This is a genomic window from Dyadobacter sp. 22481, assembly GCF_052044875.1.
Lineage (GTDB): Bacteria > Bacteroidota > Bacteroidia > Cytophagales > Spirosomataceae > Dyadobacter > Dyadobacter endophyticus.
The window spans coordinates 25,686-44,056 of the sequence record NZ_JBQENV010000006.1 but is presented as its reverse complement, the minus strand read 5'-3'; the positions used below and the strand labels follow the sequence as shown (position 1 = coordinate 44,056).

20 protein-coding genes are annotated in these 18,371 nt (G+C 49.8%); 12 read left to right on the top strand and 8 right to left on the bottom strand.

All coding sequences use genetic code 11. From position 1 onward, the window contains the following. The first annotated feature begins 25 nt into the window (after positions 1-25). From ACTJJJ_RS30085 to ACTJJJ_RS30070, 4 genes are all read left to right on the top strand, one after another. Positions 26-442: a ribonuclease P protein component gene (locus tag ACTJJJ_RS30085; protein ID WP_440703753.1), complete on the top strand. Its 417-nt coding sequence runs from the start codon at positions 26-28 to the stop codon at positions 440-442. A 6-nt stretch (positions 443-448) separates the two neighbouring features. Then, a complete protein-coding gene (locus ACTJJJ_RS30080) occupies positions 449-2,101 on the top strand; it encodes a S41 family peptidase (RefSeq protein ID WP_426292452.1) in 1,653 nt (550 codons plus the stop codon). A gap of 41 nt (positions 2,102-2,142) precedes the next feature. Further along, positions 2,143-2,838, top strand: a complete 696-nt coding sequence (tsaB, locus tag ACTJJJ_RS30075) for a tRNA (adenosine(37)-N6)-threonylcarbamoyltransferase complex dimerization subunit type 1 TsaB (RefSeq protein ID WP_440703752.1) — start codon at positions 2,143-2,145, stop codon at positions 2,836-2,838. A gap of 75 nt (positions 2,839-2,913) precedes the next feature. Beyond that, on the top strand, positions 2,914-3,447 hold the full coding sequence (locus tag ACTJJJ_RS30070; RefSeq protein WP_440703751.1) for a DUF2480 family protein: 534 nt from the start codon (positions 2,914-2,916) through the stop codon (positions 3,445-3,447). On the opposite strand, the gene ACTJJJ_RS30065 is transcribed toward ACTJJJ_RS30070, so the two are convergent. The 4 genes from ACTJJJ_RS30065 to ACTJJJ_RS30050 are packed head-to-tail and all read right to left on the bottom strand — an operon-like array spanning position 3,408 to position 6,881. Beyond that, complete coding sequence (locus tag ACTJJJ_RS30065; protein ID WP_188939196.1) at positions 3,408-4,037, bottom strand: ribonuclease HII; 630 nt, start codon at positions 4,035-4,037, stop codon at positions 3,408-3,410. The genes ACTJJJ_RS30070 and ACTJJJ_RS30065 overlap by 40 nt on opposite strands. Beyond that, positions 4,037-5,056 (bottom strand): vWA domain-containing protein, encoded by a 1,020-nt coding sequence (locus ACTJJJ_RS30060; RefSeq protein ID WP_188939197.1) that lies wholly within the window; start codon positions 5,054-5,056, stop codon positions 4,037-4,039. Before ACTJJJ_RS30060 ends, ACTJJJ_RS30065 begins: the two co-directional genes overlap by 1 nt. 12 nt (positions 5,057-5,068) lie before the next feature. Further along, positions 5,069-5,995, bottom strand: coding sequence for a hypothetical protein (locus ACTJJJ_RS30055; RefSeq protein ID WP_440703750.1), 927 nt, complete (start codon positions 5,993-5,995; stop codon positions 5,069-5,071). Further along, positions 5,988-6,881: a DUF58 domain-containing protein gene (locus ACTJJJ_RS30050; RefSeq protein ID WP_188939199.1), complete on the bottom strand. Its 894-nt coding sequence runs from the start codon at positions 6,879-6,881 to the stop codon at positions 5,988-5,990. Before ACTJJJ_RS30050 ends, ACTJJJ_RS30055 begins: the two co-directional genes overlap by 8 nt. 84 nt (positions 6,882-6,965) lie before the next feature. Between ACTJJJ_RS30050 and ACTJJJ_RS30045 the strand changes: the two genes are divergently transcribed. Both ACTJJJ_RS30045 and ACTJJJ_RS30040 read left to right on the top strand, forming a co-directional pair. Further along, a complete protein-coding gene (locus tag ACTJJJ_RS30045; RefSeq protein ID WP_188939200.1) occupies positions 6,966-7,325 on the top strand; it encodes a DUF4296 domain-containing protein in 360 nt (119 codons plus the stop codon). Positions 7,326-7,381: 56 nt separating this feature from the next. Beyond that, positions 7,382-8,143 carry a polyprenol monophosphomannose synthase gene (locus tag ACTJJJ_RS30040; RefSeq protein WP_440703749.1) on the top strand — a complete coding sequence of 254 codons (762 nt, stop codon included), beginning with the start codon at positions 7,382-7,384 and terminating at the stop codon, positions 8,141-8,143. Here ACTJJJ_RS30040 and ACTJJJ_RS30035 read toward each other — a convergent pair. Further along, on the bottom strand, positions 8,106-9,299 hold the full coding sequence (locus tag ACTJJJ_RS30035; RefSeq protein WP_440703748.1) for a M20 metallopeptidase family protein: 1,194 nt from the start codon (positions 9,297-9,299) through the stop codon (positions 8,106-8,108). The two genes, ACTJJJ_RS30040 and ACTJJJ_RS30035, sit on opposite strands and share 38 nt — an antisense overlap. Before the next feature lie 185 nt (positions 9,300-9,484). Between ACTJJJ_RS30035 and ACTJJJ_RS30030 the strand changes: the two genes are divergently transcribed. The 5 genes from ACTJJJ_RS30030 to ACTJJJ_RS30010 all read left to right on the top strand — a co-directional run bounded on the left by ACTJJJ_RS30030 (position 9,485) and on the right by ACTJJJ_RS30010 (position 13,912). Beyond that, a complete protein-coding gene (locus tag ACTJJJ_RS30030; RefSeq protein WP_440703747.1) occupies positions 9,485-10,366 on the top strand; it encodes a class I SAM-dependent methyltransferase in 882 nt (293 codons plus the stop codon). 38 nt (positions 10,367-10,404) lie between these two features. Beyond that, positions 10,405-11,340, top strand: coding sequence for a hypothetical protein (locus ACTJJJ_RS30025; protein WP_188939204.1), 936 nt, complete (start codon positions 10,405-10,407; stop codon positions 11,338-11,340). Between the two features lie 96 nt (positions 11,341-11,436). Further along, entirely contained in the window at positions 11,437-12,255 is an 819-nt protein-coding gene (locus tag ACTJJJ_RS30020) for a phytanoyl-CoA dioxygenase family protein (RefSeq protein ID WP_188939205.1), read from the top strand. Positions 12,256-12,263: 8 nt separating this feature from the next. Further along, positions 12,264-13,109, top strand: a complete 846-nt coding sequence (locus tag ACTJJJ_RS30015) for a glycosyltransferase family 2 protein (protein WP_440703746.1) — start codon at positions 12,264-12,266, stop codon at positions 13,107-13,109. A gap of 38 nt (positions 13,110-13,147) precedes the next feature. Then, a complete protein-coding gene (locus tag ACTJJJ_RS30010) occupies positions 13,148-13,912 on the top strand; it encodes a glycosyltransferase family 2 protein (protein WP_188939207.1) in 765 nt (254 codons plus the stop codon). A 45-nt stretch (positions 13,913-13,957) separates the two neighbouring features. Here ACTJJJ_RS30010 and ACTJJJ_RS30005 read toward each other — a convergent pair whose 3' ends face one another. The 3 genes from ACTJJJ_RS30005 to ACTJJJ_RS29995 are packed head-to-tail and all read right to left on the bottom strand — an operon-like array spanning position 13,958 to position 17,096. Continuing rightward, positions 13,958-14,407, bottom strand: coding sequence for a hypothetical protein (locus tag ACTJJJ_RS30005; RefSeq protein ID WP_188939208.1), 450 nt, complete (start codon positions 14,405-14,407; stop codon positions 13,958-13,960). Next, complete coding sequence (locus tag ACTJJJ_RS30000; protein ID WP_440703745.1) at positions 14,408-15,568, bottom strand: 1-deoxy-D-xylulose-5-phosphate reductoisomerase; 1,161 nt, start codon at positions 15,566-15,568, stop codon at positions 14,408-14,410. It abuts the gene before it with no gap. 25 nt (positions 15,569-15,593) lie between these two features. After that, positions 15,594-17,096 (bottom strand): GH3 auxin-responsive promoter family protein, encoded by a 1,503-nt coding sequence (locus ACTJJJ_RS29995; RefSeq protein ID WP_440703744.1) that lies wholly within the window; start codon positions 17,094-17,096, stop codon positions 15,594-15,596. A 233-nt stretch (positions 17,097-17,329) separates the two neighbouring features. Here ACTJJJ_RS29995 and ACTJJJ_RS29990 point away from each other — a divergent pair, with 233 nt between their 5' ends. Continuing rightward, positions 17,330-18,355, top strand: a complete 1,026-nt coding sequence (locus ACTJJJ_RS29990; RefSeq protein WP_015813280.1) for a rod shape-determining protein — start codon at positions 17,330-17,332, stop codon at positions 18,353-18,355. Positions 18,356-18,371 lie beyond the last annotated feature (16 nt).

Below are 18,371 nucleotides of genomic sequence, written 5' to 3'. Positions count from 1 at the left end.
ATCAGACATTTTTTTCTACAAGAACTTGAAACAAACATTTGGTAAGAGCGAGCGGTTATGCAACCTTAACATTATAGGAAGGCTTTTCAAGAAGGGCAGTCCGGAGGTTCAAACGTTTTATCTTTACCCATTCAGGGTGCTTTACATCTACGCTCCCGAAGCCCCCCCTCTCCTTCCGCAAGTCCTTTTTTCTATTTCAAAAAGGAATTTCAAGAAAGCGGTCGACCGCAATCTGATCCGCCGACGCTGCCGTGAAACTTACCGGCTGCACAAATCCACGCTCGTTTCATTACCCGCCGAAACGCGTCCTTCCTACATTGCTTTTTTGTATCTTGCAAAAGAAATAACCTCATACGACGTTATTGAAACGGCCATGAAGCAGTCGCTCAAAAAGCTTGAAAGACTACCGCCTACCTTTCTCAAAGAACAATCCAATTCCTGAACATAGATGAAAAAGTATCTTCGTTCCATTTTGCTGGCCGCACCGGTTGTGGGTGGGCTTGCATTCGTATCATTCCGCCAGGACGACCGCCTCTTCGAAATCGCGCGGAATCTCGACATCTATGCGACGCTTTTCAAGGAATTGAACGCGTATTATGTGGATGAAATCAATCCCAACCAGCTGATCAAGACGAGTATCGACAATATGCTCCGCTCACTCGACCCGTACACGGTTTACTACGCCGAGGACGATATCGAGGATTATATGACGATGACCACCGGCAAATACAACGGGATAGGCGCGATGGTCAATTCCGCGGATGGCAAGCATACCGTCATGATGGTGTATGAAGACACTCCTGCACAAAAGGCAGGGCTGCAACTCGGCGACGAGATCACTAAAATCAACGGCATCGACCTTTCGACCCGTGAGGATTTCGACACCGGTAAATTGCTCAAAGGCCAGACCCAGACGAACGTCACCCTTACCGTGAAGCGCTATGGCATTACCAAACCACTGGAGATCAGCCTGAATCGTGATATTGTAAAAGTCACAAACGTGCCTTACTACGGCATGCTGAACGAAGAAGTCGGCTACATTGATCTCAAAGACTTCACCGCAACTGCCTCGAGGGAAGTGCGCAATGCATTTCAGGAACTGAAAGGCAAAGGCATGAAATCGGTTGTGCTCGATCTCCGGGATAACCCGGGCGGCTTACTGAATATGGCCATCGAAATTTCCAACATATTCATTCCCAAGGGAGAAGAAATTGTTTCGACCAAAGGAAAAGTGAGTGAATGGAACAAAACTTACACGGCCTACAATCCGGCGCTCGATACAGAAATACCGGTGGTGGTACTTACCAATAATCGTAGCGCATCCGCTGCCGAAATCGTTTCCGGCGTGATCCAGGATTACGACCGTGGCGTACTGATCGGTCAGAGAACTTACGGAAAGGGGTTGGTGCAAACCACACGTGACCTCTCATTTAATACCAAAATGAAAATCACCACCGCGAAATACTACATTCCAAGCGGGCGGTGTATCCAGGCGATTGATTACAGCCACCGCAATGACGACGGCAGCGTGGGCAAGATCCCTGATTCGCTCATGACCGAATTTAAGACCAAAAACGGCCGCGCAGTATTCGACGGCGGCGGTATCTTGCCCGACGTTATTACGGAAAAAGAAACTTTCTCGCCACTGGCTGTGTCCCTGGGCCGTAATCGGCTATTCTTCGACTACGCTGTGAAATACCATTTCGAACACCCGACGATCAAGCCTGCGAAGGAATTCCATCTATCGGATGCCGACTATGCTGCATTCACCAAATGGCTCGGCGATAAGGAATATGACTACACCACGCAGGTGGAGCGAGACCTGAATGACCTGGAAGCCTCAGCTAAAAAGGAAAAATCGCTGGAAGTAATCGAAGATCAACTCAAAGCATTGAAATCCAAGCTCTCACACAGCAAAGACAACGATTTGCAGATCTTAAAACCGGAGATCAGGAAGATCCTCGAAGAAGAAATCATCAAGCATTATTATCTGGAAAAAGGCATGCGGGAAGCTTCATTCAGCGAAGATCCCGAAGTAAAAGCCGCGCTGGCGCTCTTTAAAGAACCCGCCCGTTACGCACAGATCCTGAAAAAGAAATAGTACCAACCGGCCCGTCGCTCGCGGCGGGCTTTTTGTTTTATATGCTACTACTTAGTATCGATACCTCGATCCGCGGATGCTCAGTGGCCGTGCACAACGAGACAGGCTTACTGGCGGCTTACGATCTTTTTACCGACAAATCCTCGTCTGCCATGCTCACAACGCTCATGCGTGACAGCGTTGCACATGCGGGTTTCAAGCTTGCAGACGTCGACGCGATCGTCGTTGCCAAAGGTCCCGGCTCGTATACGGGCCTGCGCGTAGGTGTGTCGACCGCGAAAGGTTTGTGCTATGCATTGGACAAGCCACTGATCGCCATCAACACCTTGCAGGCAATGGCATTGCAGCTCGCGCCATTCTTTCCGGAACATTTGTTGTGCCCGATGATCGACGCGCGGAGAATGGAGGTTTATGCCGCGGTTCTCGACGATAACAATGCATTTGTCCAGGAAACGCAGGCGGTGATTATGAATGAAAATTCATTTGAAGACCTGCTGGCGGATCGTCAAGTTGTGTTCCTTGGCGACGGCGCCGCCAAATGCAGGCCTATTCTGGAAAAACATTCGAATGCCATTTTCCCCGCGATAGATATCAAACCGTCGGCCCGTACGATCGGCCAGCTGGGCACTATCGCATTTCAAAACGCTCAATTCGAGGATGTGGCGTCATTTGAACCCTATTATCTGAAAGACTTCATGTCGCCCGCACCACGAAAAGCCAGCACGCTGGTACAATAACCGGCGGATTTTACAGGGTTTGCCAAACAATCGCCGGCATTTTGTTGTTAGCCTTTTTGTAACAGGATTTTTAGAATGGAAACTGACGAAATTGTAAACCGGGTTGCTACCAGCGGCATCGTTTCACTGGATTTGGAAGAACTTTATCACCCGGGCGAACGCATCGTTTACGATATTAAGGATAACCTCTGGCAGGGAATGATCCTCCGCGAGAAGGACTTCCGCGACTTTCTCAAAAACCACGACTGGTCGCAATACCAGGGCAAGAATGTAGCCATTATCTGTTCAGAAGACGCCATTGTGCCAACCTGGGCATACATGCTCCTCGCAGTCCAGCTCGAACCTTACGCGAATGCCTTTGTATTTGGTGATTTGAATGCTTTGGAAGATAAACTCTTTGCCGACGCCATTGCGAAGCTGAATGCAGCTGAATTTGCAGGAAAACGCGTGGTAGTGAAAGGTTGCAGCAAGGTGAATGTGCCGGTTTCGGCTTATGTAGCCGTGAGCAAATTGCTCAAACCCGTGGTCCAAAGCCTGATGTTCGGCGAGCCTTGCAGCACAGTTCCCCTTTATAAAAAGCCTAAATCTTCGGTTTCCTCTACCGACTGATTCTCTTCTTCCGTTTTCAAGAGCTTGAATGTCATCCGGTGGTAGGAACAGGGCCCGTGTAAGCCTATGGCCTTCCGGTGATGGACCGTGGGGTAACCTACGTTCTGCTCCCAGCCATAATGCGGGAACTGCCGGGAAAGGTTGGTCATCAGCTCGTCCCGGTAATTTTTTGCTAAAACCGATGCGGCCGCTATGGAGAGATAATGGGCGTCGCCCTTGATAATGCACGTATGCGGGATCATCGGGTAAGGCGTGAAGCGGTTACCATCGACGAGCAAATGTTCCGGCCGGGTCCTCAGCTTGTCCACCGCCCGGTGCATGGCAAGAAAACTCGCTTTCAGGATATTGATTTTATCAATTTCAAAATTATCCACCTCCGCTACCGCCCAGCAAATCGATTCGCGGATGATCTCTTTTTCCAGTTCCAAACGCTGCGCTTTGGTGAGCTGCTTGGAATCATTGAGGAATGAATGCTTATAGTCACGCGGCAGGATCACCGCCGCGGCCACTACCGGCCCGGCCAGGCAGCCTCTCCCGACTTCGTCCAGCCCCGCCTCGACAGCATCGATATTATAATAAGCTTTCAGCATCAATCTTCCAGAATATTAGCCATAAATGTACTTTTCGTCCCGATCGCCGCAAGCAGCAATGCCACCGCCCAATAGAGGTAAACGCGGTAGTAATCTTTCACATCACGCGACAGTACATCGCGCGATTTCACTTTTTCGAGCTGGTCGATTTGTTTGAAAACCGTTTCCAGCGCCGTATTATCGGTAGCACGAAAATACTTCCCATTCCCGATTCCAGCAATATTTTGCAGCTCTCCTTCATCCATTAATGCGCCCGCGTTGGTCGTAGTGTCTGCTTTCGACATTTTTTTAGGCCTGCCAACTGAAATGGTATAAACCTTCACCCCAAACGCATTGGCGAGCTGTGCGGAGGTCGTCGGCCCCAGGTTACCGGAGGTGTTATCCCCGTCGCTGATCAGGATCGCGACCTTGCTTTCGCCGGGCGTGTCGCGCATTCTGTTCACAGCTACTGCCAGGGCGCTACCGATAGCCGTTCCGGGCGTGGGAATGAGGCTCGGATTTACCTCGTCGAGGAAACCGTATAATAACTCGTAATCGGTCGTAAGCGGGCAAAGAGACACTGCCTCGCCGGCAAAGACGATCAGCCCGATGCGGTCCTGCAACCTGCCTTTGATAAATTGCCGGGCCATTCGTTTCGCCGCTTCGAGGCGGTTGGGGCTCAGATCCTTCTCAATCATAGAATCGGAAATATCGAGCAAAAGCATAATATCGATCCCCTCCGAGTACTGGTCTTTCCGCTCGGAAACCACTTGCGGCCGCGCCAGTGCCACCAGAATGAGGGAAATCGCGAGCCCCACGCAAATAGGCTGCACAAATCGCAGCAATGTGAGCCAACTGCGCAAACCCGTTACCGAGGTGTAGGTGATCGTCAGCCGCTGCTTATGTTTGCGGTGCAATGCATTTCGAAGCCAGAAAAGAAAGGGTACTAACGGAAGCAAATAGAGGAAATACGGGTATACCCATTCGTACGACCGCAGCGTGCTGTAACCAAACCATTCCAGTGAAAACCAGTTTTCCATTTAATGATCGGGTTAAACGACGGGGCTGTCGAGTACAAACTTTCTTTTGGCCCTGTACAATCGCGTAGCACCGGTTTTGAGCACTTCCAGGTAGGTCTCCATATTCGCCGACCGGCCTTGCCCGTACACAATACTGTCCATGTTTTTCAATGCGTCGGCCAATGCGTCATCGGGCATATTGTCGATGATTTCACGTGTGGTGTAAGTAGCGAATGGCTTTTTCTCCAACCTTTCAAGGTAATTTTTCCAAATGATAATCGCCTTTTCGGCATCCTTGATGTTATTCTTCTCGCGCGCGCTGCGCATGAGCCGGTTGAACGACCGCACATATTCCAGGTGTCGACGCTGCAATTTGAGCAATTGCCATTGTTTATAAATATCACGACCAAAAACCCAATAAATGCTTCCCACTACGCCGATAATCAACGCGACGGAACCGATCAGCATGGAGAAGTTGAATTCACGGCTCAGTGCTACCAGCTGGGTTTCTTCCTTTAATATCGGTTTTTTGCGGAGGTCGATATTGTTGCTTTTGATGAGAAAAACCGAGTCGGGTGTCGTGAATACGGCTGTGCAATCTTTCTTTTGGAATACAAAAACAGGCAACCTGAGCTTTTGCACTTTGGATACGTCGAAAGAAATGAGGTGGTAAACAGCGCTGTCGAGCGTCCCGCGGCTGTCGGTGCTGGAAACGAAGGTTCTTTGGGATACCAGTTCAAAAGGCGAGAAGTCGAATGTGCTGTCTGGAAAGAAAATCTCGGAGTCGGCACTGTGGCGCAGGCTCAGGGAGAAGTAGACCGGCTTTCCGACTTCCACGCTATCATTCAGGAAAATGCCTTTGGGCTTCACACGCTCTTTGCGCGCATCCCTTGCAATGCCTGAAAAACAGGTCAAAAAACAGATGATTACCGAAAAGATTACCTGAAAAACCCTAGCCATTGGATGGTGCCGTACTTTTGGTATAACGCCTCACCTTAAACAAATGGATAAGCGCCGGCACATAATCCTCCTGGGTATTGATGGAAATATAGTCGGCGCGATTCTGGTGGCACAGCCGTTGGAGTTCGGCGCTTCGTTTGCCAAAGCGGTTAGCCATTTCCTTGCGGTACTGCTTTGACGACGTGTTGACCCACACGGTAGTCTTCTTCTCCGCGTCGTAAAGCGGGATAATGCCCAGCCCGGGCAGGTTTACCTCCCTCGAATCGTACAAATGGATCACGATCAGATCGTGCTTGCGGGCGAGCGCTTTGAGGTTATGCTGGTAGTTGTTGTCGATAAAATCGGAGATCAGGAATATCAGGCAACGGCGGCGCAGCACATTCAACGCGACCAGAATAGCCTCGGCAATATTGGTTTTGGTCGATTCCGGGACGAGCTTGTAAAGCTCCGAAATGAGCCCGTAACCGTGTTTCATGCCGTCGGACGGGCGGATGTAGCGCTCATTCCGGTCGGAGAAACAGAGCAAACCCACCCGGCTCGCCTCCTGGATCGCGGAAAGCGTCAGCACCCCGCATATTTCCTTCGCAATATCGATTTTGAGCTTTTTGATTTCCCCTACCTGCTGCGACGCGCTCACGTCGAGCATGAAGAACGCCGTCTGCTCCTTATCCTCTTTGAAAATCTTGACAAATGTACCGTGACCTTTCGCAGAAGTGTTCCAGTCGATGGCCCGCACGTCGTCGCCATACTGGTACAAGCGCAGGTCGTCGAATTCCAGGCCGGACCCTTTGAAGACCGAATGGAAATTGCCGTGACGCTCGCTGGTCACCGCTTTCCGCATCCGGATTTCATACTTCCTTAACTTTCCCAGAAACTGCTCGAACATAAGTTTTGCAAAAAAATTACCACCTTTGTCGTCTGGTGTACCTAAAACAAAGATAGGTATTTTGATAGTAAGCTACGCCCTGCGATGAAATTCACGACCGGTATAAGCCTTCTGGCGTTATTTATGCTGCTGTTTGCAGCCTGCTCGGAGGAAGAAAAACCACCCAAAGGAACATTATCCGAGGAAAAAATGGCCACAATCCTGACCGACATCCACCTGGCCGAATCACGTGTGAACCGCTTGCAGCTGAAATCGCTCGATTCGTCGCTCATGATTTTCAACCGTTTGAAAAGTGATATCTGGAAAAAACATCAGGTAGATACAACGGCATACCGGGAAAGCTACTCTTATTATATGAGCCATCCCGAGCGAATGACGACCATTTACGAAAAAGTGAACAAGAAAATTGAGGATCGGGAGAAAAGTAATAATATTAAGCTCTGATTTTTTTTGTATTGCGCTCTATACTACGCATTTAACTTCTAAACTGGACAATTTCTGTGAACGATTGCATTGTAGTTATCCCAACCTACAACGAACTTGAAAATGTTGAAGCCATCATCCGGAGGGTTTTTAGCCTGAACCATCCGTTTGATCTGTTGATCATAGACGACGGGTCGCCGGACGGCACCGCAGGGGTTGTCAAGGAGTTAATGAAGGAGTTTTCAAGCCTTTACCTGGTAGAAAGAAAGGGGAAACTGGGCCTGGGTACGGCTTACATCCACGGCTTCAAATGGGCGCTTGAAAAAGGATACAACTACATTTTTGAAATGGATGCCGACTTCTCGCATCCGCCCGAGGACCTGGTCCGCCTGTATAATGCGTGTGCGATTGAAGGGCACGACGTTGCGGTAGGTTCGCGGTATATTACGGGTGTAAACGTGGTCAACTGGCCTATTAACCGCGTGCTGATGTCCTATTTCGCAGGTTATTATGTAAGAACGATCACCGGGATGCCGATCATGGACCCTACGGCCGGCTTCATTTGCTACACTGCCAAAGTGCTGAATACGATCAATCTCGACAATATCCGTTTCATCGGCTACGCATTCCAGATCGAGATGAAATTCAATTCGTGGAAATACGGTTTCAGCATTACCGAGGTGCCCATCATCTTCACCGACCGCACCAAAGGCGCCTCAAAAATGTCAAAAGGCATTTTCAAGGAAGCCATCTTTGGTGTGATCACTTTGAAAATCAATAGTTATTTCAAAAGGTATATTCCTAAGCATTCAGCTCAGAAATTGCCAGCCAACTCATAAGGCCGGTCGAAATTTCGAGGGCGCTTTCGTCGATATCGAATGTAGGTGTGTGCACGCCGGAAATAATTCCGCGTGCCTCATTGCGCGTTCCGAGGCGGTAGAAGCACGAATCCACGACTTGTGAGTAGAATGCGAAATCTTCGCCGGCCATCCAAAGGTCGAGGTCGATCACGTTTTCGGCTCCCATATAGCCCACGGCGGCCGTTCTCGTGCGGCGCGTGAGTTCGGGGTGGTTTTTCAGGAACGGATACCCTTTCACGATCTCAAATTCACAGCTTCCGCCCATTGCTTCGGCGATGTTTTCGGCCATTTTCTTCATTCTCCGAAGGCCATCCTCACGCCATTCCTCATCCATGCAACGCCAGGTTCCCTGAATGGTCACTTCGTTTGGAATCACATTCGTAACACCATCCGCAATGAACCGGCCGAATGAGAGTACAGAAGGGTTCGCCGGGTTGCGGTTGCGGCTGATGATCTGCTGCAATGCCACGATAATGTGCGATGCCATCAACACAGGGTCAACCAGTTGGTGCGGTGCCGCCGCATGGCCGCCTTTGCCTTTTACCGTCAGATACAACTCATCGGTACTGGCCATATACATTCCTTCGCGGAAACCGATTTTACCTACCGGAATATTCGGTGCCACGTGCTGGCCTACCATGCTCGCAGGGCGCGGGTTTTCCAGAACGCCTTCCTTGATCATCAATGAAGCTCCGCCCGGCGCTTTTTCCTCGGCAGGCTGGAATACCAGCTTGATGGTCCCTTCAAACTCCTCGCGCAATGCGTGCAGGATACGCGCCGTGCCCAGGAGCGACGACGTGTGCACATCATGCCCGCATGCGTGCATCACGCCCGGAACAATCGATTTATAAGGAACATCGTTCGCTTCGAGGATCGGTAATGCGTCCATATCGGCACGCAGGCCTACGATTTTCTTGCCTGGGTTACGCCCTTCGATGATCGCCACGACGCCGGTTCCAGCAATGCCTTCTTCCGGTTGCAGGCCAATCGCTGTAAGTTCGGATGCAACGTATTTAGCCGTTTTGAACTCTTCGAATGATAACTCGGGGTTACTATGCAGATGATGGCGATGGGCAATAATGTCTTCCGACTGATCTTTGGCAAGCGCTTTGATTTTTTCCTGAAGCTGGGACATGATATTGAAGTACTACGGGTTGTCTTTACAAAACATTCAAAGGTAACAATAAAAAAATGGCGTTAGAACGTTGCCTTGCAAAGAGAAACACATTGCCCATTTGCTAAGAAGCCGCCGCGCATTGGCTGGTGTTCCAAAGAAAAAAGGTAATTTTGACCAGATATGAATCAATCAGACACGCAAAAATGAATCAACAGGAGTTTTTAGAATCATTGGTTTGTCCACGCACAGGAACCCCTTTAACAATAGCCGAAGACGGCAAATCACTCAAGAGCGAAGACGGTACTGTCTATGAAGTGGGTGACACCGGTATTGTTAACATGCTATATCCCAAAGAATTGCTGCCCGAAGATGCCCGCGAACAATACTTGTACGACCAGGCTTTCCTTCGCTATGACAAAGGCGTTTCCTGGGTTTTTGAAACCCTGAACCATTCCGACGAAGCTGCTACCCGCCGCTTTTTTATTGATCTGATGGAGCTGAAACCCGGAATGAAAGCCCTTGAAGTAGGTGCCGGAACCGGTAAGGACTCTGCATTGATTCTCGATAAAGTAAGACCCGGTGGAACGGCCGTATTGTCGGACCTTTCGCCTAACATGCTGAAACTTGCGCAGGAGAAACTCGTTACCGACGATCTGAACGTGCATTACTTCCTCGGCAACGGCTCTTACCTGCCTTTCCCGGACGATACTTTCGACGCCGTGTTCCATTTCGGCGGCATTAATACCTTCTCGGAGCGCAAGCGCGCATTCGACGAGCTGACCCGGGTGGTGAAACCGGGTGGAAAAGTGGTGGTAGGTGATGAAAGCGTGGCCCCATGGCTGCGGAACACCCCTACTTACGCTACTTTGCTGAAAGCGAACCCGCTGTTCCGTGCCGAGGTGCCATTGGAAGATGTTCCGGCCAATATCGAGAACTTCAAGCTGCATTATGTGTTCGGAAATGCATTTTATGTAATGGAATACCGCGTAACGGCGAAGGCTCCGAAAGTGGATATCGATCTGCCGATCCCGGGCAAAGATTTCGTTGATAACTGGCGCCTGCGTGCTGAAAAAGCAGTCGACTAAGCATTACGCCATTTTCAATACCAAAATTCAACGTTCCAATGTGGGTTAAAAAAGGAGTTATTTACAAACCTGACGGCAGTCTGGCGCACAGTCAGAGTCATGCGCAGGTGCCATTTGCCTATAAACACAAGGACTTTCTGAGGATCTATTTCTCGACGAGAGATAACAGCACGCAATCGCGGCCTACATTTATCGATGTAGATTACGACGATCCCCAAAAGATCCTTTACATACACGACAAGCCCGTGCTCGAACTGGGCGGCCCGGGTGAATACGACGAAACCGGTGCTATGCCAGCCTGGTTTGTGAACCGTCCCAACGGCGACATCTGGCTCTATTACACCGGCTGGAACCGCACCTGGAACTCCTACCGGCTTTCCATGGGCCTTTCAGTGAGCCACGACGGCGGTTTGACGTTCAAAAAGATGTTCCGCGGCCCCATTATGGACCGCAGCATCGAAAACCCGCTCTGGGCCGCGCAGCCTTCGGTATTGATCGACGATGACGGTACCTGGCGCATGTGGTACATTTCGGGCCACAAATGCGAGATGATCCACGATTACCCCGAGCCGTATTACCGTGCGCAATCGGCGACTTCGAAAGACGGTATCCGATGGGAAATCAGCGACATTCCGACATTGGATTTCGACGATTTCCTGCACGCAGTAGGCCGCCCGAGCGTTTTTAAGGAAGATGGTATTTACAAAATGTATTATTCCTACCGCCACTCCCGCGACTACCGCACCGACCGCAACCAGAGCTACCGCCTGGGCTACGCAGAATCGGCCGACGGTACGAACTGGGAGCGCAAAGACCATTTGGTAGGCATCGCGAAGTCCGACAATCCGGAAGATTTCGACTACGAAATGATCGATTATGCCAATTTCTACCAGCACAATGGAAAGCGTTACCTGCTTTATAATGGTAACGGATTCGGTGCGGCGGGTTTTGGTTATGCAGTTTGGGAAGATTAATATTCTGAATTAAACTGAGACGGGTCATAGTCTCAGCAACAATGGCGAGATAATTTTGAAGAAATCACCATTAAATGTCACAAACGTGATCGCACAATGAGTACACTTCAGGAGCAGTTCAACCGCGATGGTTATGTCCTTTTGAGAAACCAGCTCGACAAGGACATCATTAATGCTATATATACCGACGCCCGCAAGATTTTTGCGACGCAGATCAAGCGCGTAACGGGCAAAACCGTCGATATCGACGACCGCGATACCTTCGAAAATGCGATGTTCGAGTTCTTCGAAAAAGATTTCGACGGATTTGTAAGCACCGGGAAAACCGTTCAGCATTCATTCCCGCTTCACCGCCTCGGTGTGGACCCGGTGATCGAAAACCTTTTAAAAGAAGTAGGCCTTTCGGCCCCGATCATCGGCGCACGTGCTGCTATGCAGTTCAACAGCCGCTTTTTGTCGAAAGGCGGCAGCAAGCACTGGAAACTCGACGCGCACCAGGACTGGCGCACGGGCCAGGGCTCGCTCGACAGCGCGGTAATCTGGTTCCCGATGGTCGATGCGGGAGCGGATATCGGCGCATTGCAGGTAATCCCGGGCAGTCACAAGATCGGCTTGCAGGCTTCGACTACTTCGGGCTATCAGGGAGGCATTACTGTTGAATTAAAGGATGAAGATTTTGTTCAGACGGAATTCAAAGTCGGTGACATCCTCATCTTCTCGGCGTTTCTGATCCACCAGTCGGGCAACAACATTACGAACAACATCCGCTGGTCGGTGCAGCTGCGTTACAACAACCTCGACGAACCGACATTCATCGAGCGCGGCTACCCGATGGCATACATTTACAAACCCGAAACAGAGCTCGTCACACCGAATTTCCCAACGGTAGAGCAGCTGAAAGAGGTTTTTAGCTGAAATTCCGAATGAAACTTTCCGTTTGCGTCCCGACGTACAACCACGAGCAATACATCGGTCAGATGCTGGATGGCGCGTTAATGCAGCAGACCAGCTTCGACTTTGAAATAGTAATCGGGGATGATGCGTCAACGGATGCGACGCCGGATATTATTCGTGAATATTCCGCAAAGAAGCCTGGCGTATCCACGCGGGGAACGATCCGGGCTTTTTTGCATTCTGAAAACCAGGGCCCGAAAGAGCCGCGCGAATTCGCCGGGAGAAACAATGTGCTGCAACTCCTGAAAGCCTGCAAGGGCGAGTATGTAGCCATGTGCGAAGGCGACGACTACTGGACCGATCCGTTCAAACTGCAAAAACAGGTCGATTTTCTGGACCACAACCCCGATTTCGCAGTTTGCCATCACAATATGGAAGTCATTTACGAAGATGGGTCTCCCTCCCATTTCTTCAATGCACCCGATCAGAAAGCGGTTTCCACGATAGAAGATTTGCTCGAAGACAAATGGTTTATGGCCACCGCAAGTTGGGTTTACCGTAACCATTTCCTTACCGAAGATTTCGCCGAATGGCACGCCAAAGCGGCTGCGGGCGACTGGGCGATCATGTTCCAGCTGGCCGCCAAAGGCAAAATCGGTTACCTCAGCGATGTGATGGGTGTTTACCGCAAGCATAGCGCGGGGCTGAGCAATGTACACGCTCACACGAATTTCAGATTTTTACAAAACAGAAAGGAGATGTTCCGTAATGTGGGCAAATGGCTCGATGGACGTTATGATGCGACCGTTACCAGGACCGTACATCGCTACGACGAGCTCCTTGCCGGCCTTGAAAAAATTGGCAGTTCGAATTAATAATCTTTAATTTGTACTGTTTAACACCTATCACATTTATGAAGCTAAGCGTCGTAATACCAGCATATAACGAAGAAGAATCGATCACACACACGCTCGTATCTTTACACAATACATTAAATAAGTACAATATCCCCCACGAAATCTGCGTCACCAACGACAATTCGAAGGACGGGACATTGCGCGTGCTGGACGAACTTTCGCTTCAAATCCCTACGCTGGTTTATTACACCAATCCTGGGCCGAACGGCTTTGGTTATGCCGTACGTTATGGTTTGGAGCGCTTCAAGGGGGATTGCGTGGCCGTTTTCATGGCCGATATGTCTGATGATCCCGAAGACCTCGTGAAGTTTTATTACAAAATGCTGGAAGGCGACTACGACTGCGTTTTCGGCTCGCGCTGGGAAAAAGGCGGGAAGGTGATCGATTACCCTGCATTGAAAAAGGTCATCAACCGCGTGGCGAACGCCATCGTACGCATGGTTATGGGCATTAAATACAACGATACCACCAATGCATTCAAGCTCTACAAGCGTGAAACGATCGAAGGTATCAAGCCATTTCTCGCACCTCACTTCAATCTAACTATTGAACTTCCATTAAAAGCCATGGTACGCGGCTACAACTACGCCGTGGTGCCCAATAGCTGGACCAACCGGAAATACGGCGAATCGAAGTTGAAAATCAAGGAAATGGGAAGTCGGTACTTCTTTATATTGATGTACTGCCTCATCGAAAAGTACTTCTCACAAGGCGACTTCATGAAGAAAACCGTCGCGCCGAAGAAGGAAGTCAGCAGGTAATGCACCTGGCCGGTCGCACCTGGCCGGTCGCACCTAGCCGGCGGCCTACTTGATCCATTCCTGGATAAACGTCATTTTGTGGGCAATGTAGGAGATCGCGAGCCCCCACACGAGCGCACTCGCGGACATCCACATAAATATCGAAGCCTTCGGCACGCGGAAGGCGACTGCCAGAATAGGCCCGAACAGCGGCGTGAACAATGGCGGCGTAAGAAATGCAATGCCTACGATCCCGAATTTACGCCAGATGTTGACGGCGATGCGGTTGGTTTTCGTGAATTTTTTGGGTGGAGACTTCCGGTATTTCTGAATCAGGTTTCGGATTGCCCCGCCCACGTATGTGAGCACGAACACCGAGAACATCATCCCTACCGCCGAGCAAAGCGCGGTTTCTATCCAGGTAAGTTTAAGCACAACCCCCGCAATCGGCCCTCCGAAGAATTTCAATGTACTGGCAAGCGCAACGGACAAGTATTTTAGAAAGGTGGTTTTCATTTACACTTTTACCTGTATCATTTCAGAAGCAAAACGCCTTGTCGCCTCGTTCGTCTGAACGTAATCCTCGATGGAAGGATTCCCGATGAACGCGGTTTTGGCAAGGCTTTCGACAATAACGTCCGAAATATCCAGAAAACCAATCTTATCGTGCAGGAATGCGTCAACGGCAATTTCATTGGCTGCATTGACGATACAAGCCGCATTTCCGCCCTTTTCCAGCGCTTCATAGGCGATGGCCAGATTACGGAAAGTTTCCAGGTCGGGCTTTTCGAAAGTAAGTGACGGGTAATCCATGAAATTGAAACGCGGAAAGTCCGATTTCAAACGCTGCGGGTAATACAACGCATACTGAATGGGCAATTTCATGTCCGGCAGACCCATTTGCGCTTTGATACTCCCGTCTTCGAACTGCACCAGCGAATGCACGATGCTCTGCGGATGAACGATCACATCTATTTGTGAAGCATTCAAATCAAATAGCCATTTGGCTTCGATCACTTCGAGGCCTTTGTTCATCAACGTCGCGGAGTCGATCGTGATCTTCGCCCCCATGCTCCAATTCGGGTGTTTGAGCGCCTGTGCTTTCGTTACATGCGCAAGAAATTCCCGGTCTTTGCCACGAAACGGGCCGCCTGATGCGGTTAGTATGATTTTCTCGATCGCATTCTCCGCTTCTCCCGCAAGGCATTGGAAAATTGCCGAATGCTCCGAATCGACGGGGTATATGCTGACATTATGCCGTTTTGCCAAAGCCGTGATCAGCTCCCCGGCCACTACGAGCGTTTCCTTGTTAGCTAATGCGATGTCTTTCCCGGCTTTGATCGCATGAATGGTCGGCAGAAGGCCTGCATACCCGACCATCGCGGTAAGCACCACATCCACATGATCCGATTCGACTACCGAAACCAATGCGGATGCGCTTCTGTAAACTTTGATACTGAATGGATAAAGGGCGGCTTTTACCCTTTCATAATGCTGTTCGTTGCAAATGACGACCTCTTCCGGCTTGAATTTTACGGCTTGCTCGATGAGCAGGTCCGCATTGTTTCCGGCTGTAAGAACTGAAACCGAGAATATTTCCGGGTTGGCCGCGATCACTTCGAGGGCCTGAGTGCCGATAGAGCCGGTCGAACCTAAAATAGCTACTCTTTTTTTCATTGCTTGCTCGCGGTTTAGGTTCGGGTCAATTATGGTTCAGCCGCGTCAGTTCGTCGGCGATTTTGCGGTCGTTGGAAAGGCGCGGAACCTTGTTCTGGCCACCGAGCTTGCCATTGGCCCTCATGTAATCGATGAAGGAGTTCTTACGCAATGGTACAAGTTCCAGTCGGCGGAGGATACTGCCGGCAATCAGGTCCTTATAGTAAATGTTGAGTTCTATCAACCGGCGGTCGAGGTCGTTCGCAAATTGTTCCATATCGTGCGGTCGGGTGGCAAATTCCACCAGCCATTCGTGATAAGGAAGGCCACCATCCTCGGAATTTACCATCGGCGCGACAGTTAGTTCCACTACTTCGGTTTCAGGATGCCTTTCCAATGCGTATTTCAAGGCCTTCTCAATTTCTTCACCAATTACGTGCTCACCGAATGCCGAGATAAAATGTTTGATTCGCCCGGTTACCAATACTTTATAAGGATCAGTCGAGACAAACTTGACGGTATCGCCGAGTGAATAGCCCCACAACCCCGCATTATTATTAACAATCACTGCATAATTCTTGCCAACTTCCACCTCACCGATCGATAACCGGCGCGGGTTTTCATCAAAGTAGTTTTCAACCGGAATGAATTCGAAGAAAATACCGGTATCGAGCAAAAGAAGCAATCCCTCTTCATTTTGCTTATCCTGGTAGGCCAGAAACCCTTCCGAAGCAGGATAGAGTTCAATTGAGTCGATGCGTTTACCAATGGATTCGAACAATTTGGCACGGTAAGGCTCGAAATTTACACCACCATATATAAAAAGGGAGAAATCGGGAAAAACGTCCTTGATCTTCTTACCGGTGCGCTCGATAATGCGGTCGAAATACATTTGCACCCAAGGCGGAATACCTGAAATGAGCGACATCCGCTGGCCGAGCGTTTCGTCGATAATCTTGTCAAGCTTGGTTTCCCAATCCTCAATGCAGTTGGTTTCGTAGCTCGGAAGCTGGTTCGAGCGCAGGTACGACGGTACATGGTGGTTGGAAATCCCTGACAGGCGGCCTGTCAGTACCCCGCCGGTGTCTGTCAGTATCGGGCTGCCTGATAAGAAAATCAGTTTATTGTCCAGAAAATCAGCCTTTTGCGTCTCATTAACATACGTCAAAATGGCATTACGCGCCGAATCGATGTGGTTGGAGATCGAGTCTTTCGAAATCGGGATGTATTTAGTGCCCGAGGTCGTTCCGGAAGTCTTTGCAAAATACAGCGGCTTACCCGGCCATAAAATATCACTTTCCCCTGATTTTATTTTCTCGACATAAGGTTTCAGGTCTTCATAATCGTTCACCGGAACGGCCTGCTTGAAGTCGGCGTAGCTATGAATGTCTTTGAAGAAATGGTCTTTGCCAAACTGCGTTCCGACCGCTTTCTTTACGAGTTCCGCTCTCCACTTTTCCTGAACCTCAACACTTCGCGCGATCCATTCCTGTTGCTGCCTGATAATGTAACGGGCCAGTGGCCTGCTCAAAATTGATCTGATTCCCATAGTGAAAACAAATGTACGCAGGATTTACAAATTCCATGATTTAGCGCTTCCCGGAAAGCCGTTGGGGAGCCATTAGAACCCCCCGGGGAGGCCGTTTGGGAATGCCTTGGCAACTAGTTTTACACCCTTCGGATACCGCATACCGAAATTTTTTAAATGCCTTTGTTTGTGGTTAATAATCTGTAATTTTGCCATCCTGAAATCAAAGTGGGCAAAAGTTTTTAAAAATATATATGGGATTGTTTGATTTTTTGACGAGCGATATAGCGATCGATTTGGGTACTGCAAATACTTTGATCATCCATAAAGATACAGTTGTTGTTGATGAGCCGTCGATCATTGCCATGGATAAAACCACGGGCAAAGTGCTGGCGATCGGGCACACAGCAATGCAAATGCATGAAAAAACCAACGAGAATATAAAAACCATCCGTCCCTTGAAAGACGGGGTGATTGCCGACTTTACGGCAGCTGAAATGATGATACGGGGGATGATCAAAATGATCGACACCGGTAGCCGTTTCTTCACTCCTTCCCACCGCATGGTAGTTTGTATTCCTTCGGGAATCACCGAGGTTGAAAAACGTGCAGTAAAAGATTCCTGCGAGCATGCAGGCGCGAAGGAAGTATATATGGTGCACGAACCCATTGCTGCTGCAATCGGTATCGGTATCGATATTACACAGCCCAACGGGGTGATGATCGTCGATATCGGCGGCGGTACTACCGAAATCGCGGTAATCGCATTGTCGGGTATCGTGTGCGAGCAGTCGGTACGCATTGCGGGCGACGTTTTCACGCGTGATATCGTCGATTACATGCGCCGTGAACATAACCTGCTGATCGGTGAGCGTTCTGCGGAACTGATCAAAATGGCGATCGGTTCGGCATCGCCGGAACTCGAAGTACCATTGGACGATTACCAGATCCGCGGCCGTGACCTTATGACAGGTATTCCAAAGGAAATCCGTGTCACTTACAGCGAAATCGCGTATTCTCTCGATAAATCGATCTCCAAAATTGAAGAGGGTGTGATGAAAGCCCTCGAAATCTCTCCTCCCGAGCTTTCTGCGGATATTTTCAAAAACGGTATTTACCTCACAGGCGGCGGGGCGTTGATCCACGGCCTCGACAGACGTATCGCCCAGAAAACCAAGCTGCCCGTTCACATCGCCGACGATCCGTTGAAGGCCGTTGTAAAAGGCACCGGGGAAGTCCTCAAAAACCTCGAACTATACAAGCCTGTACTGATTTCGTAGGATCGGAGCGCTCACA

What these genes read in the sequence shown, in the direction of transcription:
- ACTJJJ_RS29995 (WP_440703744.1), bottom strand. Translation starts at nt 17,096, where the DNA reads ATGGGAATCAGATCAATTTTGAGCAGGCCACTGGCCCGTTACATTATC.
- ACTJJJ_RS30055 (WP_440703750.1), bottom strand. Translation starts at nt 5,995, where the DNA reads ATGGCTAGGGTTTTTCAGGTAATCTTTTCGGTAATCATCTGTTTTTTG.
- tsaB (WP_440703752.1), top strand. Translation starts at nt 2,143, where the DNA reads ATGCTACTACTTAGTATCGATACCTCGATCCGCGGATGCTCAGTGGCC.
- ACTJJJ_RS30060 (WP_188939197.1), bottom strand. Translation starts at nt 5,056, where the DNA reads ATGGAAAACTGGTTTTCACTGGAATGGTTTGGTTACAGCACGCTGCGG.
- ACTJJJ_RS30050 (WP_188939199.1), bottom strand. Translation starts at nt 6,881, where the DNA reads ATGTTCGAGCAGTTTCTGGGAAAGTTAAGGAAGTATGAAATCCGGATG.
- ACTJJJ_RS30010 (WP_188939207.1), top strand. Translation starts at nt 13,148, where the DNA reads ATGAAGCTAAGCGTCGTAATACCAGCATATAACGAAGAAGAATCGATC.
- ACTJJJ_RS30025 (WP_188939204.1), top strand. Translation starts at nt 10,405, where the DNA reads ATGTGGGTTAAAAAAGGAGTTATTTACAAACCTGACGGCAGTCTGGCG.
- ACTJJJ_RS30045 (WP_188939200.1), top strand. Translation starts at nt 6,966, where the DNA reads ATGAAATTCACGACCGGTATAAGCCTTCTGGCGTTATTTATGCTGCTG.
- ACTJJJ_RS30005 (WP_188939208.1), bottom strand. Translation starts at nt 14,407, where the DNA reads ATGAAAACCACCTTTCTAAAATACTTGTCCGTTGCGCTTGCCAGTACA.
- ACTJJJ_RS30015 (WP_440703746.1), top strand. Translation starts at nt 12,264, where the DNA reads ATGAAACTTTCCGTTTGCGTCCCGACGTACAACCACGAGCAATACATC.
- ACTJJJ_RS29990 (WP_015813280.1), top strand. Translation starts at nt 17,330, where the DNA reads ATGGGATTGTTTGATTTTTTGACGAGCGATATAGCGATCGATTTGGGT.
- ACTJJJ_RS30070 (WP_440703751.1), top strand. Translation starts at nt 2,914, where the DNA reads ATGGAAACTGACGAAATTGTAAACCGGGTTGCTACCAGCGGCATCGTT.
- ACTJJJ_RS30065 (WP_188939196.1), bottom strand. Translation starts at nt 4,037, where the DNA reads ATGCTGAAAGCTTATTATAATATCGATGCTGTCGAGGCGGGGCTGGAC.
- ACTJJJ_RS30080 (WP_426292452.1), top strand. Translation starts at nt 449, where the DNA reads ATGAAAAAGTATCTTCGTTCCATTTTGCTGGCCGCACCGGTTGTGGGT.
- ACTJJJ_RS30030 (WP_440703747.1), top strand. Translation starts at nt 9,485, where the DNA reads ATGAATCAACAGGAGTTTTTAGAATCATTGGTTTGTCCACGCACAGGA.
- ACTJJJ_RS30035 (WP_440703748.1), bottom strand. Translation starts at nt 9,299, where the DNA reads ATGTCCCAGCTTCAGGAAAAAATCAAAGCGCTTGCCAAAGATCAGTCG.
- ACTJJJ_RS30000 (WP_440703745.1), bottom strand. Translation starts at nt 15,568, where the DNA reads ATGAAAAAAAGAGTAGCTATTTTAGGTTCGACCGGCTCTATCGGCACT.
- ACTJJJ_RS30020 (WP_188939205.1), top strand. Translation starts at nt 11,437, where the DNA reads ATGAGTACACTTCAGGAGCAGTTCAACCGCGATGGTTATGTCCTTTTG.